The sequence below is a fragment of the Ensifer sp. Root142 genome (assembly GCF_001426785.1).
GTDB lineage: Bacteria > Pseudomonadota > Alphaproteobacteria > Rhizobiales > Rhizobiaceae > Ensifer > Ensifer canadensis.
Genome location: NZ_LMFK01000008.1, coordinates 22,699 through 38,593, shown reverse-complemented (window position 1 = coordinate 38,593; position 15,895 = coordinate 22,699). Strand labels below are relative to the sequence as shown.

The following is a 15,895-nucleotide window of genomic DNA, read 5'->3' as shown; positions in this document are numbered from 1 at the left end:
GTCGAGAGGAGAAACCGTATGTTCAGTGAATCCGGGGTCCAAGGTGAGGTCGAGGCCGCTGATGAACTTGGTACTCGTTGGCTGGAGCCACAATCAATCGCTGTCGAGATTCTGCATCCTTCGTTGCTCACGGCGCTTGAGCAACGCAACGACGTGGCGGATTTTCAAGGCTTCCTGGCCCGTGTCTATGAAATGCCGGGAGATACCCAAAACGGCTTCTTTCATATCGCCGTCAATCCTACGATATCCGAGGCTGCAGGCCTCCATACCGTCAGCTTGATCATGGGCGAAAGGTATGCGGAAGACATTGAGCTTGCCATCGGTCCGATCTGGCTCGATGCAGGTGACGAAAATGAAGCGGCGGCCGAACTCTACGCAATCTTGAAGGATGTCGGCCGGCTCGCCTGACCTGAGGGAAACACAGACCTTCGGGGTTCGCGGCGATTGGCCCGGCCCGCAAAGCGAATCTATGCGCCTGCGACACCGATAGTGTAGCTTGCTTGCAGAATGCCGATTTCGAGCCGTTCGACGTCGAAGATGAATTCCGACGCCTCCGCCGCAGAAAAAACGCTGTCGCTGCCGTTCATCGTATCGCGCTGCGGGCGCGCTGCATAATCGGGGTGGCCTTGATAGACGATATCGCTGAGCGGTTCGTCGAACAGGAGTTGCGTGACCAGCAACTCCATGCCCTCAATCACGATACGCAGATGGACATGGACGGTACGGCCACTGTACCAGCCAGGATAAATGCTGAGAAAATTCACACGGCCCTCGGCGTCGCTGATCTGCCTGCCCCGCAAAAACGCGAGGCTGCTGGCGTCTTGATCGTCCGCGTTGCACATCCCTGCCGCGCGCCCGGAAAAACGCCGCGCGTATCGGCATGCCAAATCTCGACGTCTGCACCTTTTATCGGGTTGCAATCCTCGGACCGCAAAAGGCGCTAGCTGATGCGGGTGGGCAGTCCGTTGACGCCTTCCGTCACGTCGCGTCGGATGGGAACGTCATTGGTATGGCAGGGACCGAGGGTCTGCGCGAGGGTGGTGACGCATTGGGGCTGTTCGCGAAACACCGGATCGGGCAAGTCAGCGGGTACTCCAGCCGTCCCGCCGGCTCGCAGCCCCGAGGCGGTCCAGTCGATGCTGTCACGCGACACCGCATCGCCGCCGCCGCTCCTGCCGGCCAGCAGAGCAACGTTTGCTCCTGCCAGAAGGGCTCCTGCTCCAAGAATGATGGTACGTCTTCTCATCGCCTGGCCGTTCCCAAAGTTCGCAACAAAGACGCCCCCTGCACACCAATAGAACAACAGCGACAGTGAGCAAAATTACGTTTTCGTCACACGACGCGTTTCGCGCCAGTACTTGTCACCAGTATGTCAAAGTTAATTGTGTGAGGGCGCCCCTTAAGATCAGCATGGCGAGCTATGACGTCGGAACCGAACAGGATGTCTGAATGCCCGATTGGCGCGCCGTAATCCTTGAGCAGGCAGAGATCGCCATGGCGGTCGAGAGAGTTGTACTGCAGGCCCTGTCACGCGAGCAGCTTGCCAAGGCAGAAGCGCTTCACCTGTGGTCACGGGTTGGGGAACTTTGCGTCAAGGCGCAAACCGTCGGCGACGAAATGGAAGACGGCAACGCGGATCTCGAGGCGATCAAGGATTTCGAGGCGATCGAGGACATGTATCGCGCGCTTCATGCCTCGCTCGACGCGCGCCTGGTGATGATGGCAGGGCTCGGCCCGCTGGTGTGCTCTGACGGACTTCACTGAAGGTCGAGCGCATATCCAGTCGGCGAAAGCACAGAAACTTGTCTTTTGCCGGCTATAGACTCTACTGCAACGGAGGCTCACCATGTCGCTATGGGTGAGCAGCGTTTGGCCGTGTAGTCAGCCGATTCGGTGCGGACGGCGGATAGTTGGCCGTGCCGACCGCGGTCGGTTGTGCACGAAGGCAGTTGCTCTTACTGCAGTCGGTGGGTATGCCGATGCGTTGGAAGCAGGTCGGATCTCGTTGCTTTGTTGCCAATAACCGACCGGCACGCCGCTCTTGTCGCACCGTTACCTGTCCCAGGCACCAATCTCAACGGGCCCTTTTCCAGCCCCGCAATATGGATCGAACTGATGAGTGTCGTCGCGTCGTATTTGTATCGCAACGGAAAGCGTGCGGATACGCTCGAGCTTTCCGGACAAGCGCGGGTAATGGATGAAAGCGAATTCGCCTGGATAGGGCTTCACGACCCGACGCCGGAGGAAATGACGGCAGTTGCCGCGGCATTCGGGCTTCACCCACTTGCCGTTGAAGATGCGCTCAATGGAAATCAGATCGCCAAGGTGGAGGTCTACGGCGAGCAACTGTTCGTAATTGCCAAGACTGCCCATCTGGAGAAGGACAAGATCGTCTACGGTGAGACGGCGATCTTTGTCGGCAGACACCACATCATCACAGTCCGGCAGGGCTCGGCACGCAGTCACACAGAGTTGAGAGCACAGCTCGAGGCATCGCCGCAATTGCTGGCGCGAGGGACCGACTATGTCCTTCATGCGGTCATCGATTTCATTGTCGACGGCTACCTGCCGATCGTTCAAACGATCGAGGACAAGGTTCTCGGCATGGAAAAACACATGCTTGTAGCCTTTCTAGAGCGGGATGAAATCAGGCGAATTTTCCGGCTGCGGCGGCAGGTCATCCTGTTCCAACGCATTCTCGGTCCCATGTCGGAAGTCGCCAGCAAACTGGTTCATCTGGAACTTCCGTGCGTCGACGATAACGCCAGACCATATTTCCGCGACGTGCTGGATCATATCAGACGCGTCGAAGGCATGGTTGCGGGTTTGCGCGAGGTCATCACATCTGTGTTTGAAGCCAGTAACCTGCTCGAACAACAGAGACAAGGAACGATCACGCGACAGCTGGCTGCATGGGCTGCGATCCTTGCGGTGCCTACCGCTATTGCGGGCATTTACGGCATGAACTTCAAACACATGCCCGAACTCGACACGCTCTATGGCTACTACGTGGTTCTCGGGGCGATCGTCTTTCTCTGTGTGGTGCTCTTCTTGCGCTTCCGCAAGGCTGGGTGGCTTTAGCACAACGAGCGCTGCGTCAGCCTGCGTGGGAGAGGCCCTGGTGGGGGGAGCGTAGTCGTTGAGGGAGCAGAGGATCGACGCCTGGACCATGGAGGTACGCCTTTGGCGCCTGTTGGTTATCCTTCGGCGCGCTGGTATCATCGAAAGCACGCGCCGGCCGTTAAGGCAGAGAACCACGCGCGCCGGTTAGGGACGGGAACAATTTTGATGTGCCGCGCTTTCAGTAGTGCACGCGCAAAAACGATCCAGAACTTAATCCCTCCGGATCGTGTGCAAGATGAGCGACCCTTCTTGGAGGTCATCTTTTATGGTTCACGGCTACCACCCGACAGAAGGTAACCTGTGACCATGAAACCACGCACTCGTGTATCCTGTGATAGAATGTCTCTGCCAACAAAATGCTATGATTGATCTCTCGCCGATTACCACCGTGGAAGCCCTCGAACGCTTTCGCGAACTCCCACCCGCCTATAGGCGCGAACTCGCTGGCCTGTGGCGCGGCTCTGGATTGCCAACAGGCCATCCCTTGGATGGGGTTCTTGAAAACCTCGGCTGGTTTGGCAAGCGCTTTCATCCGAACCTTCGCGCCGATGCACTTTTGTTTCAGTTCGGTCCCAATCGACTGGTCGCGCTCGATCCGGCCTATATCCCGCTGGGATTGACATTGCGCCTGGGGTCAATCGGGCGCACCCGCTTGGCTCGTCATTGTTTTCGATTCCTGCAACGCCCCCTGCGGGCGTGTGGGCCAACCGCTACCCTCGAGATGCAGGACTTCGAAGGAATACGTTCAGCAGCCATGGTCTATGACCGGCAGCCAATCACGGACCGATTTCGACGGATGGGCGACGATCAGTTGTTTGGAATGATGTCGGCCCACCGTGACCCTCGGCCCTATTTCTTCATCCTGACGCGTCAGGAATAGCGCTGCCGCCGGCATAGTGCGTTGGGAACACACCTCTATGAAGCAGATGTCCAGTGTACTCAAGTTCTTAGCCGGCTATCCGCATAGCTTCGATGGGCGCGCTAAATATTTATGCCGCTGGTTCCACCAGCTATGAGGTTTCGTGCCCCTTTGGATGGTTGCCGTCATCGACGACTTCGGTGTCGGGCCGATCTTCGCCGTCAGCGTGTTCCTGGTGCCAATGCCCGGTTCGGTCTTGATACTCGATTTCCGCGTCTTTCCCCGCGCTTTGGTGTTCTTGAGCGGCTATGCGCGCGGCTTCAAGAGCATCGTCATGAGAGGGGAAAGTTTCCGAGAAGACATCGCCCGACTTGTACGCCCAACCACCGTCATGGGGGACAACCTCGTATCTCGCTTTCGTCATATACACCTCCGATGCAAGAATTCCGGTTTGACGACGCTAGGCTGTTTTTCTGCAACCCCATGGCTCCCGCCTAAACGTATGCGCGGTGTTTCAACAGCCGCAATGAGCGTCCCCAACCGGGCATGTCAGATCCCATATAGGGTGCCGAGATCATGTTTGTACCGCATCCAGAGCCTTCCACGGCATCACCGGCACACCCATCACCAATCTGCAGATCACTCGCATGTCCAAGACTTCCGATCGTTATCTTCCCGGCCGGGGCGTCGATTTGGAACAATACATGTGGACGCTCGTTGGAAGGCCATGAACAGAAACGAATTTGTTACAGCACTTACGATATCAACACTGATCTGCGGCCCCGCCATGAGTTTCGAACTTTTGCCAGAGACAATCAATACGGCGTCGCTCTATTCTATTCCAACAGCCGAAACGTCATCGACGCGTCCGGACAATCCGGATCCTGCCATTGTGCAACTTCAGGTGCTTTTGGACCGTGCCGGCGCCTCCCCAGGCGTGATCGACGGGTATTTCGGCGAGAATGTCAGCAAAGCGATCGCAGGCTTCGAGGCGATGAATGGGCTACCCTCCGATGGCAAGCTCGATCCGGAAGTTATCACTCGTCTCAACAACAATGCCCCGGTCGTTCAGAGCTACAAGATCACCGCGGCAGATACGACCGGCCTGGTTCAATCGATCCCGGCGGACTATGGTGAAAAAGCCCGGATGGATCACCTCGGTTATACGAGCGTGGCGGAGAAGTTGTCCGAGCGCTTTCATATGGACATCGACTTGATCACGACGCTCAACCCGCAAGCGTCCTTTGCCGCCGGAGAAACGATATCGGTAACGATGCCAGGCCCGCCCAAGGCCGGGAAGGTCAAACGGATCGAGGCCAACAGACGGACGGCACATCTCTATGCCTATGGCGAAGACGGCACCCTATTGGCAGTCTATCCAGCAACCATCGGCAGTTCCGAGACACCTGCACCGTCGGGTAAGCACAAAGTCAAGGGCGTGGCGCGAATGCCTACCTATGTCTACAACCCCAAGATCAACTTCAAGCAGGGCGACAACAGAAAAATTCTGACAATACCCAGTGGGCCAAATGGGCCAGTTGGCACCGTATGGATCGATCTTTCGAAGCCGACATACGGCATCCACGGGACACCGGAGCCTGCCCTTATCGATAAGGTCGGTTCGCATGGTTGCGTGCGCCTTGCAAACTGGGATGTAGAGGAATTGGCCGCGATGGTCGAACCAGGCGTCTCTGTCGAATTTGTGGAGTAACTTCCGACATCGAATGCGACCGCATGGATTGGCCTGCGCACCTCCCCGTTGAACGGAAAGCAACCGGCTCTTGATCCGGTATCAACTGTCGTGCGCAGATCTCAATAGGCGATCAAGCGGAGCTAGCTCACGCTGTTCTGATCCCACGCCACCGTTATTCACGCGATTAGCCCGGGGACGCCCGCGGGCAGCCTTTCTCGTCGCCATCCTGAGCATAAACACTCTCCGGCGGCCGCAGCGGCTTCATCCTCTACCGGCACTTGCGCGCCCCCTCCCCCGCCGCGTCGCAACCAATCATGGGGTTTCGCTCTGACAATGCGCCCGACCACCACCAGGTCGCCATTTCGCGCGGGGCCTGCGGAAATCCGCAGCAACTGTCGCCTCAATGCGCATTCGTGGGCCTGACCCGACCGGCTTTGCCTCTTCCGGTTATCCTCACGCGATCCGCAAGCCCGCAGACGAGGCGACGGAGCCCGGCAATAATCCGGCGATCGCGCGAGGCATGGCAATCGGCTCTTCCAGGGACCGGCGCGGCGTAGGGGAGCAGGCTGCTACAGGCCGCGGTGCAAGCAAGGGCAAGCCCTCCTTCACGTCCGTTTCGGCCCTGCGGGTGCATGCGCCGCTTATGGCCTTGCGCTGCTGGAAGCTCCCGCCGCTCAGGCGGTCCAGAAAGGAGCCACACCATGCACACCAAGCGCGACACCTATCAGATCATCACCGATACCATTCTCCAAGCCCTCGAAACCTGCGGACCCTGCGAGCGTCCCTGGGTCGGCCCGTCGCTGACCATGCCGGTCAACGCCGTGTCAGGTCACGAATACCGCGGCACCAACGTCGTCATGCTGTGGGTCGCCGCAAACGAGGCCGGCTACGCGGAAAATCAATGGGCGACCTTCAAGCAGTGGTCCGAAAACGGCGCAAGCGTCCGCAAGGGCGAAAAAGGCACCCCGGTCATCTGGTTCAAAATGCTCGAGCGCCAGGGCGACGAAGTCGGCGACATCGACGCCGAAGACGAGAATGGCCGCCGCATTCCCTGTGCCCGCCTCAGCTGGGTGTTCAACGTCGCTCAGCTCGATGGCTACCAACCCGAGAAGGCTCGCGCGCCCGAGCACAATCAGGTGTCCCCGATCGAAACGGCCGATGCCCTCATCACTGCGAGTGGCGCGAAAATCCGCCACGAAGGCGCAAACGCCTTCTACCGGCCCAGCACCGACGAAATCGTGCTGCCGCCGCAACACCTGTTCACCGGCACGTCCACCAGCAGCGCCACCGAGGCATTTTACGGCGTCGTTCTTCACGAACTGACCCACTGGAGCGGACCACGGCTCAAGCGCGAGTTTGGCAAGCGCTTTGGCGATGATGCCTATGCCGCCGAAGAGCTGGTTGCCGAACTGGGCGCAGCGTTCCTCTGCGCCCGCCTGGGCGTTTCGGCCGAGCCTCGCGCCGATCATGCCAAGTATCTTGCCAGCTGGATCAAGATCCTGAAGGGCGACCGCAAGGCGTTCATCACCGCCGCCAGCAAAGCGTCCGAGGCCAGCGATTACCTGCTGGCTCTCCCAGACTGAAAGGAAGCGAAGGAGCGAGCTACCAGCGCGTCTTTAGACGCGCAAAGGTCGCTACAGCAGAGGCCGCCTCCTTCGCTAATTTTCGCTGCGTGGGGCCCCGCCAAGAACGGTTGGACATTTTGGTGCAGTTTGCCGGTCTTGTGTCGAGGTCCATAAACCGCCGCTCAGACAAGCGCACCGATTGGAAGGGTTGGGATCGCAGTTCATCGGCACTCGCGCGATTTGCCCTGCTCGATGCTGGCCGGTTTCTAGTTGGAAGTCCTGCGTTAAAGCCTCAAATCGGCAACAGGGCATCAGGCTTTACATCTGCAACGGATGCGTAGGTATGGGTCTCCCTTACACCGGGTAAAGGCAATATCACCCGCTCCAGAAAGTCCTGAAACATCGTCATGTCGGCAATTCTCGCTTTGACGAGATAGTCGAAGCCGCCGATGACCATGTGGCATTCCAGAACTTCCGATGCATTTGAGATTGCCTCGGCGAACCGCTCGAAAATGTGCGGAGCGGTGTGATCGAGGCGGACCTGAATGAACACCACTGTTCCCCGGCCAACCTTCTGCGGATCAAGGATCGCCCTGACGGCTTTTACATAACCCTCCCGGAACAGACGTTTGAGGCGCTGGCTCGCCCCGGTCGGCGACAAGCCGACCCGGTTCGCCAATTCGAGCGTAGTACGACGACCGTCTTCCTGCAGCAGCCTCAGCAGGTTGCGGTCGATTGCGTCGAGTTCGGCAGCTTCTTGTTTCACGCAGCTTTATCCAAAGTTGAGCCATATTCACTTCTAAATCACGAAATAAGTATATTCAGACACGCACGCTTGAGCAATACGATGTGACCGTTGTTTCCCGGTACATTCGGTCGCCTGCCAATGGCCAGGCCGGGTCCCCTGCCCTTACGGAGGCAAGAGTGCGTATTTCGATCCTCGCAGACAGTGACGGCAGCAAGCGGATGGCTGTTATAGCAGGGGCAGCATTCGTCGCGATTACCACCGTGCAATTCGTGGCCGCCCGCTTCAGCTTGCGCGAACATCTGACCGCCGCCGATATCGTCGGCTTACGGTTTGCTGGCGCTCTTTTCGTCTTCCTGCCGGTGCTATGGAAGACCGGCACGGCAAAGCTGAGGCTGTTAGGCTGGCGCAAAGCCGGTCTGCTGGCACTGCTCGTGGGATTGCCTTACACCCTGATCATCAATCAGGGGCTTACGCACGCCCCGGCCGCCCATGCCGCAGCCCTGTCTCCCGCCTCCATCGTCTTCTTCTCGTTCCTGCTCTCGCGTCTCGTGTTCAAGGACAAGGTTTCCCGCGCGCGCATCATCGGCATGGTCGCGATCATCGGCGGACTGCTTCTGTTCGTTTCCCCCGCAGCCCTAAAGACAGGCGACACCCTGCGCGGCGATCTGCTCTTTGCGGGATCGGGGATCATGTTCGCGCTCTATGCGGTGCTGGTGAGGTTCTGGTCCGTTGACGCGAGAACGGCGGCGATCGCCGCTGTTCTCTTCTCCTGCTTGCCGCTGCCCCTGTTGTACATCGTGGCGCCGAGTGGTTTCGCAGCTGCCTCCATAGCCGAGATTGCGACGCAATTCGTGATCCAGGGCTTCCTTGCCGGTGCGGTTGCGATCGTGCTCTATACTTATACGGTTCATCAACTTGGCCCGCGAGAGGCCTCGCTGTTCATGCCGTGCATTCCAGTGACGACGTGTGTGGTCGGGATGGCAGTGCTCGAGGAAATGCTGACCCTTCCCCAGTTCGTTGCTATCGCTGCCATTACATTTGGAATGGTGTTCCCAATGCTACAAAAATCCTGAACTTCGCGGCAAGTTCACTGGCGTGGGCCATCGATAATCGACTTTGCCTGACATCACCTCCCTCCAGGCGACCAGTCGCGACTGAACGTTTTCGTTAGGCCTGTTGGATGCAACCGTCCCATCAGGTGTTAGATACCGTACTCGCGGAACATCGCGGCCTGCGGAAATGGATTGAACCTACGACACCGATCGGGAGGCTCCATTCGTCAGAGGTGCGATTGCCATGTCCCTCTCACCCACTGGTGACAGCGCTCCCTCGGCGGGCTCGATGAGGCGTGTCTGACCGAAGATCGGCTGCGCCTCGATCGTCCTTCCGCAACGGCAAGTCGCAGTTTTCTTACCCCTGTCAGCTGCGCCGCCATTCCTCGCGCACTAACAAAACTGCGACTTGCCGCCCTCCATTCCATTGCGGCCCTATGGGTGCGGACCAATCGTCCCCGGTCCTTGCGACAGCCATCGAGGCCGCAATGGTGCGGCCCGACACAGCGAAAAGGAACACGACAATGGCAACCATTGGCACCTTCACCTCCACCGAAAACGGCTTCAACGGCTCAATCCGCACCCTCGCACTCAACGTCAAGGCTCGCATTGCCAGGGTCGAGAACCCCTCCGACAAGGGGCCGCATTTCCGCATCTACGCCGGTAACGTCGAACTGGGCGCGGCCTGGCAGAAGACCTCCGATCAGGGCCGCGACTATCTTTCGGTGAAGCTCGACGACCCGAGCTTCTCAGCCCCGATCTACGCCACACTTGCAGAGGTCGAAGGCGAAGTTGACCTCAAGCTCATCTGGTCGCGGTTGAACCGGGACTGAGACTTAGATCATGGCCCCGCTACATCAGCGGGGCCTACCTCGTCGAATACGGCATCTGCAGCATTGCTGAAGCAGCACGGCAACATCGCCGTAGACTCTGGATCGTCTGCCCAGAACAGATTTCCGCGTTTAAAAAGGCCCCCATCCCCCTTTTCCGTTCTTCGAGCGCCCGCGGCGGAGGACCGCAACACTGGGCGATCGGCGGCGAGCGCGTCGGTCGCCTGCCTCACCTCGGATCGCGTCGTTCATCGGTCGCAGCCTCACGAACGCTATCGATGCCATGACCTGCCTTATAAAACTCCGACCGACGCAAGCCGCGGGCGAATTACGAGGTGCGGCTGCGACAGCAGGAATTTGCACCACCCGGTGCTTGTGGAATTGCCAGTATTTGCATTTGTGGAACGGTTGTCACCGCCCACCTTTTTTGCCGTGTGTGGTTGCCCTGCACTTGCGACGAAAACAAGACTCAATCATCGTCGGCTGCAGCATGCGATCTGGGGGGTTCCTGCATGGCTCCATCGGTTGTTTGAAACTACACGCAGGTAGGAGCATGACTGTGGCATCAGGTTCGCTGAAACTCTTGAGTTACGCCGTCCTTCTCACGTCCATCACCGCATCGGCGCATGCCCAGTCCAGCAGCGAGGAGCTAGCGAAGAAGCTCTCAAACCCAATTGCGTCGCTGATCAGCGTTCCATTCCAATTCAACTACGATCAGGGCTACGGACCGAACGACGGCGATCATACCGTGGTGAACATCCAGCCAGTAATTCCAATTTCGCTCAATGCAGACTGGAACCTGATTTCCCGTACGATCCTGCCTGTGACCTGGCAAGACGACATTGCCGGACCGTCGGGGAGCCAGTTCGGCCTCGGTGATACGCTGCAGAGCTTCTTCCTGTCGCCAGTCAAGCCAACCGATGGAATCATCTGGGGTGTTGGCCCGGTGTTTCTGATTCCCACAGCAACCGACGAGTTGCTTGGAAGCGGAAAGTGGGGCGCGGGGCCGACCGGAGTGGCTCTCAAGCAAGACGGGCCCTGGACTTTTGGGATATTGGCAAACCATGTTTGGTCGTTTGCCGGACAGAGCGACCGAACGGATGTCAGCTCGACCTTCCTGCAACCGTTCATCTCTTACACCACGCCGGAAGCCTGGACCTTCTCCTTGAACACGGAGAGTACCTATGACTGGGAAACCAATGACTGGTCGGTTCCAATTAACTTTCAGGTCTCCAAGGTGGTAAAGTTCGACGAACAGCCCGTGAGCTTTGGCGTGGGCGCGCGTTACTGGGCGGAATCACCGGAAAACGGGCCTGACGGCTGGGGAGTTCGTGCAATCGTTACGTTCTTGTTCCCAAAGTAGCAACTTTGCAACGCTCACTACTGTGCCGTCGAAACTCTGGCTTTTGGCGACACTTGAACCTCGCCCGCTCGCTAATTCGGATCGGGCGCCTTGCCCTTGGATAACCATGGACAAATTATCTGCTCCCAACCCAATTCTTGAAATAGCGCTTGGGACCGTCATGGTCATTTTGATCATGTTGGTACACGGCGTTGGCATTCGCACGATCAATCGGCGTTTCAGCAGGTCCTGGGTTCTCGTGAACAACACCACGCCGCATTGGCGTATCAATCTCTTGCTTGCGGTCGCGATCGGATCGCTGGCAATCCTTCATTTCGCTGAGACTCTCGTGTGGGCAGCGCCGATATCGATGATGGGGATAATCCCTTCAATGCGGGACAGCTACTACTTCGTCCTGGAGAGCTACACGACGCTTGGTGAAGGCACGGTAAAACTACCTGATAGTTGGCGTTTGATCGGGCCGATCATGGCGGTGTCGGGCTTGTTTACATTCGGATGGACGGGCAGCGTTCTGGTTAGCATCATGACCGAGTTCGGCAAGCTCGACAGAGGGCAGGCCAAGAAGGAATCGAAAGACTCCGAAGGATGAAATCGGCAAGGCTTGGGACGCACCAATATAGGTAAGATGACTTAGTTTTCGTTGGTCAGTTTTGACGGTGATTTCGGCGACATTTCGGACAACCTCGACGTCTCGCCGTCATGCGACGGCTGAGGCACGGTATGATCGCTAAAATATCGCCGGCGACGTGTTCTACATCGAACTGAGAGCTGATCCGCACACGCCCCGCTGCATCTTGGCCTACAGCGTCGGAGTGACGCACTTCTGGGGTTTCGCTCTGCTCGAAGATCAGGATGGCCGGCTTGATGAGTTCGGTGGCGTAAGAGTCCGGTCGATGTCGAGCGGGAGGACAGTGCCACGTGGGTGGACGCGGTGGGCGGCGGCCCCGACTTCGACGGGGATGGCGGCCCCGGACTCGGCTAAATTCAAACGACACTTTCTCGGCAGTGGCCGGATAAAGCGACGTGGGCGTCGACTACGCGGACGACATCAATCATCGGGGTGTCCACTTCTGAAGATTGACGTCAGCGCATTGGCGATTTCGGCGTATTGCCGTCGTCGTGCTCAAGCTGGGAGAGCCTGATGTCCTGCAGGAGGCGAAAGAGCGACGCCGCCAGAAAGCCGAGAGCCGCCATGAACAAAACGGCGGCTCCTGGTTCGTGGCGGTACCCAACAAAGGCGATGACGAATCCGAAGATCAGCAGAAACGTGACGCCGATTCCTGCCAACACGGCCAAGTGAAGCGCATTGTTGAGCACACGTTCTCGCCGCCGCAGTTCGGCCATTTCCTTCTTCAACCACGCTCGGGCATCGCTTTCGTCGAGCTCCCGAAGCGTTCTGATCCGCTCCGTTACGCCGGAAATCCGATTGGCCAGAATCGCCACCATCGCAGCGACCGCGTTGAGCATGAAAGCCGGCGCGACCGCATGACTAATCATGTTCGCAAGCTGGTTAGCGTCAACAGAGACCATGTTTCTCCCCCCGTCCCCATGTATCTAAATTCTACCGGACCAATCCCAGATTGATAAATTGAACACGTGCACCGGACGAACAACGAATCGACCCGCCAAAATCGCTACTCAGTTCTGCCCCGTCTTAACCACGGCGTGGAACCCCGATGCATTTTGCTTGGATAAATCATTGGTTCAGCCCTAACACCGGCGGATATGTCCATGGCGAATTGTATCACGTTCAGTTCGGACCCTCGCAGGACTGGTCGGCCGGCGCCCGCTTCTATTTGGACTTGCCAGACGATCCCTTCCGCTGGAGGCGGGTTTCATGGGAGGACAGAAGGCGTGCTCATCGGACTTGACGCCTCGGCGGCTGATGGCTCGGGGCACAACATAACTGGCGTTGTGCTTCATACGCTCAGCTTCCAAGGTCGCCCGGCCCGTCATAACGCATGGCGCAACGTGGGCCGAGGGGCCCATCAGCTTGGAGCGGCCGTAAGCCCGCAATCGCGGTTAAGACACTACGGGATGACATTGACTGCACGTGCGGCCACGAGCACGAGTGTCAGAAGCGCGATGGCGCTTTCGAGCATCATCAGGAGCTTCGCGCGCGGCGTGAGCGGCAGCACGTCGGTAGGACTGAAAGCCGTAGCGGTATTAAACGCCAGAAAAAGATAGTCGACATAGAGCGGCCGCCAATTGGCTGATGCGAATTCGGGAGCCGATGACTGGGGAAAGAGCCAGTCAGGTCTCCTTGATATCCCACGCGCGATGCGAGAGGGACCACCAGAATCGACCTGCCAATAGAGAAGCGAGAACGCCAGAACGTTGGTGATCCAGATAGAAAACGATGAACTCAACAACGACACCGCTCGCGTCTCGGGCGGGTGTATCGTGATGATCCCTATCATATCGCCAAGTTCCGCCGCCGTATTGGCAGCGTAGAGACTGGAAAGGAGCATGATCGCAACGTGCTCGATCCGCAGCCAGACAGCCTTCTCGGTCGACACCGTCACCATGATCATTGGAGCAATAGTTGCTAACAGGACCCCGTATGACACCCATCGAGGCAGCGCGGAGACGTGATGCGGTAGAACCTCCAAAAAAGCGAAGACCGCAATGATTGCCAGAACCGGGGGCCAGCGGCGTTCGTCACGACCTTGTTGGATGACATTGCTCATCGCGTGGTCCCGATTGAGAACTTGAAGTTGCCAACGCCTTCCTGCTGCACCTGCCACAGGTGTATCTCATGTTACGCTATTCGCCTGTGATGCCCTACCTCATCGCCTGGCCCTGTCGGGTGTCCGTTCAATCCGATCGCCCTTCGTGTCGCTGAGGCGATCAATGAAGTTGCCAGCTACAGATCGCCCTTGAGGTTGCCGCTCATGAGTCTGCCCCCTTTTTGAACCGGACAAGGTCCGTTTGCTCAAGGCCCGCCACGCAGACATCAACAAGCGCTCACTCCCGTTTCATCTCGCCCCGCGGGCGATCTCCACACGCAATTGGTGGCATTTTCGTATTGCCAACGCGCCAGTCAATTGCCCTTAAGGGATCCTTTCCGTCCGCTTCGAAAAGGATCATTATCTCGTGCCTCTCTCGGAGCTGGGCCAAATTCTTCCATTACCTTTCTAAAGCCGCCGCTCGCGCTACCCACATCATGCCGCATGAACTGAGGTGCGCGACGGCGGAAGCAAGTCTTCAGACCGAGTCCGATGGGCGCGGGGCTCAGAGGACCGCCATTATCTGAACATCGACCGGCCTGGGCTCGGCGATGGCACACCGCTGGCTCGCTCCAAAGCCTCAGAAACAACCTTAACCTTTTGTTAATCCTAAATTCCTTGCCAGCAGGGCGATTTCACCCATAATAACGCTTAGGCAGTCCTTCCGGCTGAAAAACCGTTATTCGAGAGCTCCCATGCAATGAACGCTAATTCACCTCCCGCAGCCCGTGCTCAGCCAACGCAGTTCGAGGACCTCATCCTGGAGCAGGGCGATCTGATCTCGAAGAAGCTCCATCTCCTCAGCATGCAGCAGTTTCCCCCGAACGCCAAAAAGCTGCTGCGTCAGTTTTCGCTGAATGAAGTCGCACAGTTTCTGGGCGTGTCGCAGAGCACCCTGAAGAAGCTGCACCTTGAAGGTAAGGGTCCCCTCCCCCAGACATCGACGTCTGGAAGGCGTTCTTACAGCGCCGAACAGATGGTTGAGTTGCGCCGATACCTCGACCAGCATGGTCGCTCGGAAGCGCGCCATTACATGCCGAAACGCCGAGCCGGTGAAAAACTTCAGATCATCGCGGTCGTCAACTTCAAGGGCGGTTCGGGCAAAACGACGACCGCTGCCCATTTGGCTCAGTACCTGGCTCTGACCGGACACCGGGTACTGGCAGTCGACCTGGACCCGCAGGCCTCCTTGTCGTCGCTTCACGGTTTCCAGCCGGAACTCGACCAGACACCATCGCTTTACGACGCGATCCGTTACGATGAAGAGCGCCGGCCGATTTCTGAGGTGATCTTACCGACGAATTTCCCCGGTCTTGATATCATCCCTGCGAACCTCGAACTGCAGGAGTTCGAGTATGATACGCCGCTTGCGATGTCTAACAGAAGCTCGAACGAGGGTAAGACCTTCTTCACGCGTATCTCGCGCGCGTTGGCCGAAGTGGATGACCGATACGACGTTGTGGTGATCGACTGCCCTCCCCAGCTGGGTTATCTCACCATCACGGCATTGACTGCAGCCACGAGCGTCTTGATTACGATTCACCCTCAGATGCTCGATGTGATGTCTATGGGACAATTTCTCTTGATGCTCGGCGGCATCTTGAAGCCGATCCGCGATGCGGGTGCGGAGGTCAATCTGGAATGGTATCGTTATCTGATCACCAGGTACGAGCCGACCGACGGACCGCAAGGACAGATGGTTGGCTTCATGCAGACGCTGTTTCACCAGTTCGTCCTGAAGAACCAGATGCTGAAATCAACGGCGGTGTCGGATGCCGGCATCACCAAGCAGACACTTTATGAAGTCGACAAGAGCCAGATGACCCGCTCAACCTATGAGCGCGCCATGGATGCCTTGAATGCTGTCAATTCGGAAATCGCTGACCTGGTCCACGCCTCCTGGGGACGTAAGGTCGCCGGCTGACGATCGACT

Annotated in this window: 15 protein-coding genes and 1 pseudogene; 11 read left to right on the top strand and 5 right to left on the bottom strand. The window is 58.0% G+C overall.

The features are described from left to right. Positions 1–18: 18 nt before the first annotated feature. Positions 19–408: a hypothetical protein gene (locus ASD52_RS10230; protein ID WP_057224143.1), complete on the top strand. Its 390-nt coding sequence runs from the start codon at positions 19–21 to the stop codon at positions 406–408. 59 nt (positions 409–467) lie between these two features. Here ASD52_RS10230 and ASD52_RS10225 read toward each other — a convergent pair. Then, positions 468–1,246: pseudogene (locus ASD52_RS10225) on the bottom strand (protocatechuate 3,4-dioxygenase). Positions 1,247–1,449: 203 nt separating this feature from the next. On the opposite strand from ASD52_RS10225, the gene ASD52_RS10220 reads away from it, so the two are divergent. The 3 genes from ASD52_RS10220 to ASD52_RS10210 all read left to right on the top strand — a co-directional run bounded on the left by ASD52_RS10220 (position 1,450) and on the right by ASD52_RS10210 (position 4,003). Beyond that, on the top strand, positions 1,450–1,764 hold the full coding sequence (locus tag ASD52_RS10220) for a hypothetical protein (RefSeq protein ID WP_057207681.1): 315 nt from the start codon (positions 1,450–1,452) through the stop codon (positions 1,762–1,764). Positions 1,765–2,115: 351 nt separating this feature from the next. After that, complete coding sequence (locus tag ASD52_RS10215; protein ID WP_057207680.1) at positions 2,116–3,081, top strand: magnesium and cobalt transport protein CorA; 966 nt, start codon at positions 2,116–2,118, stop codon at positions 3,079–3,081. A gap of 403 nt (positions 3,082–3,484) precedes the next feature. Beyond that, positions 3,485–4,003 carry a DUF4334 domain-containing protein gene (locus ASD52_RS10210; RefSeq protein ID WP_057207679.1) on the top strand — a complete coding sequence of 173 codons (519 nt, stop codon included), beginning with the start codon at positions 3,485–3,487 and terminating at the stop codon, positions 4,001–4,003. Positions 4,004–4,133: 130 nt separating this feature from the next. Here the strand turns inward: ASD52_RS10210 and ASD52_RS10205 are convergent, their stop codons facing one another. Continuing rightward, positions 4,134–4,406, bottom strand: a complete 273-nt coding sequence (locus ASD52_RS10205; RefSeq protein WP_057224141.1) for a DUF2188 domain-containing protein — start codon at positions 4,404–4,406, stop codon at positions 4,134–4,136. Positions 4,407–4,709: 303 nt separating this feature from the next. On the opposite strand from ASD52_RS10205, the gene ASD52_RS10200 reads away from it, so the two are divergent. Both ASD52_RS10200 and ASD52_RS10195 read left to right on the top strand, forming a co-directional pair. Beyond that, the gene (locus tag ASD52_RS10200) at positions 4,710–5,693 is read left to right on the top strand and encodes a L,D-transpeptidase (protein ID WP_057207677.1); all 984 of its coding nucleotides are present in this window, start codon (positions 4,710–4,712) and stop codon (positions 5,691–5,693) included. Positions 5,694–6,376: 683 nt separating this feature from the next. Beyond that, positions 6,377–7,258 (top strand): zincin-like metallopeptidase domain-containing protein, encoded by an 882-nt coding sequence (locus ASD52_RS10195; protein WP_057207676.1) that lies wholly within the window; start codon positions 6,377–6,379, stop codon positions 7,256–7,258. A 274-nt stretch (positions 7,259–7,532) separates the two neighbouring features. Here the strand turns inward: ASD52_RS10195 and ASD52_RS10190 are convergent, their stop codons facing one another. Further along, complete coding sequence (locus tag ASD52_RS10190; RefSeq protein ID WP_057213829.1) at positions 7,533–8,006, bottom strand: Lrp/AsnC ligand binding domain-containing protein; 474 nt, start codon at positions 8,004–8,006, stop codon at positions 7,533–7,535. Between the two features lie 158 nt (positions 8,007–8,164). On the opposite strand from ASD52_RS10190, the gene ASD52_RS10185 reads away from it, so the two are divergent. The 4 genes from ASD52_RS10185 (at position 8,165) to ASD52_RS10170 (ending at position 11,822) form a co-directional block, all read left to right on the top strand. After that, positions 8,165–9,061, top strand: coding sequence for a DMT family transporter (locus ASD52_RS10185; RefSeq protein WP_225968640.1), 897 nt, complete (start codon positions 8,165–8,167; stop codon positions 9,059–9,061). 503 nt (positions 9,062–9,564) lie between these two features. Further along, on the top strand, positions 9,565–9,873 hold the full coding sequence (locus ASD52_RS10180; protein ID WP_057213826.1) for a DUF736 domain-containing protein: 309 nt from the start codon (positions 9,565–9,567) through the stop codon (positions 9,871–9,873). Positions 9,874–10,423: 550 nt separating this feature from the next. Further along, positions 10,424–11,233, top strand: a complete 810-nt coding sequence (locus tag ASD52_RS10175) for a hypothetical protein (RefSeq protein WP_057213824.1) — start codon at positions 10,424–10,426, stop codon at positions 11,231–11,233. Positions 11,234–11,339: 106 nt separating this feature from the next. Then, the gene (locus tag ASD52_RS10170) at positions 11,340–11,822 is read left to right on the top strand and encodes a hypothetical protein (protein WP_057213821.1); all 483 of its coding nucleotides are present in this window, start codon (positions 11,340–11,342) and stop codon (positions 11,820–11,822) included. A 494-nt stretch (positions 11,823–12,316) separates the two neighbouring features. Here ASD52_RS10170 and ASD52_RS10165 read toward each other — a convergent pair whose 3' ends face one another. Beyond that, positions 12,317–12,763, bottom strand: coding sequence for a DUF2721 domain-containing protein (locus tag ASD52_RS10165; protein ID WP_057213819.1), 447 nt, complete (start codon positions 12,761–12,763; stop codon positions 12,317–12,319). A gap of 500 nt (positions 12,764–13,263) precedes the next feature. Further along, entirely contained in the window at positions 13,264–13,923 is a 660-nt protein-coding gene (locus ASD52_RS10160; protein ID WP_057213816.1) for a hypothetical protein, read from the bottom strand. 739 nt (positions 13,924–14,662) lie between these two features. On the opposite strand from ASD52_RS10160, the gene repA reads away from it, so the two are divergent. Then, positions 14,663–15,886, top strand: a complete 1,224-nt coding sequence (gene repA / locus ASD52_RS10155) for a plasmid partitioning protein RepA (protein WP_057213813.1) — start codon at positions 14,663–14,665, stop codon at positions 15,884–15,886. Positions 15,887–15,895: the final 9 nt, after the last annotated feature.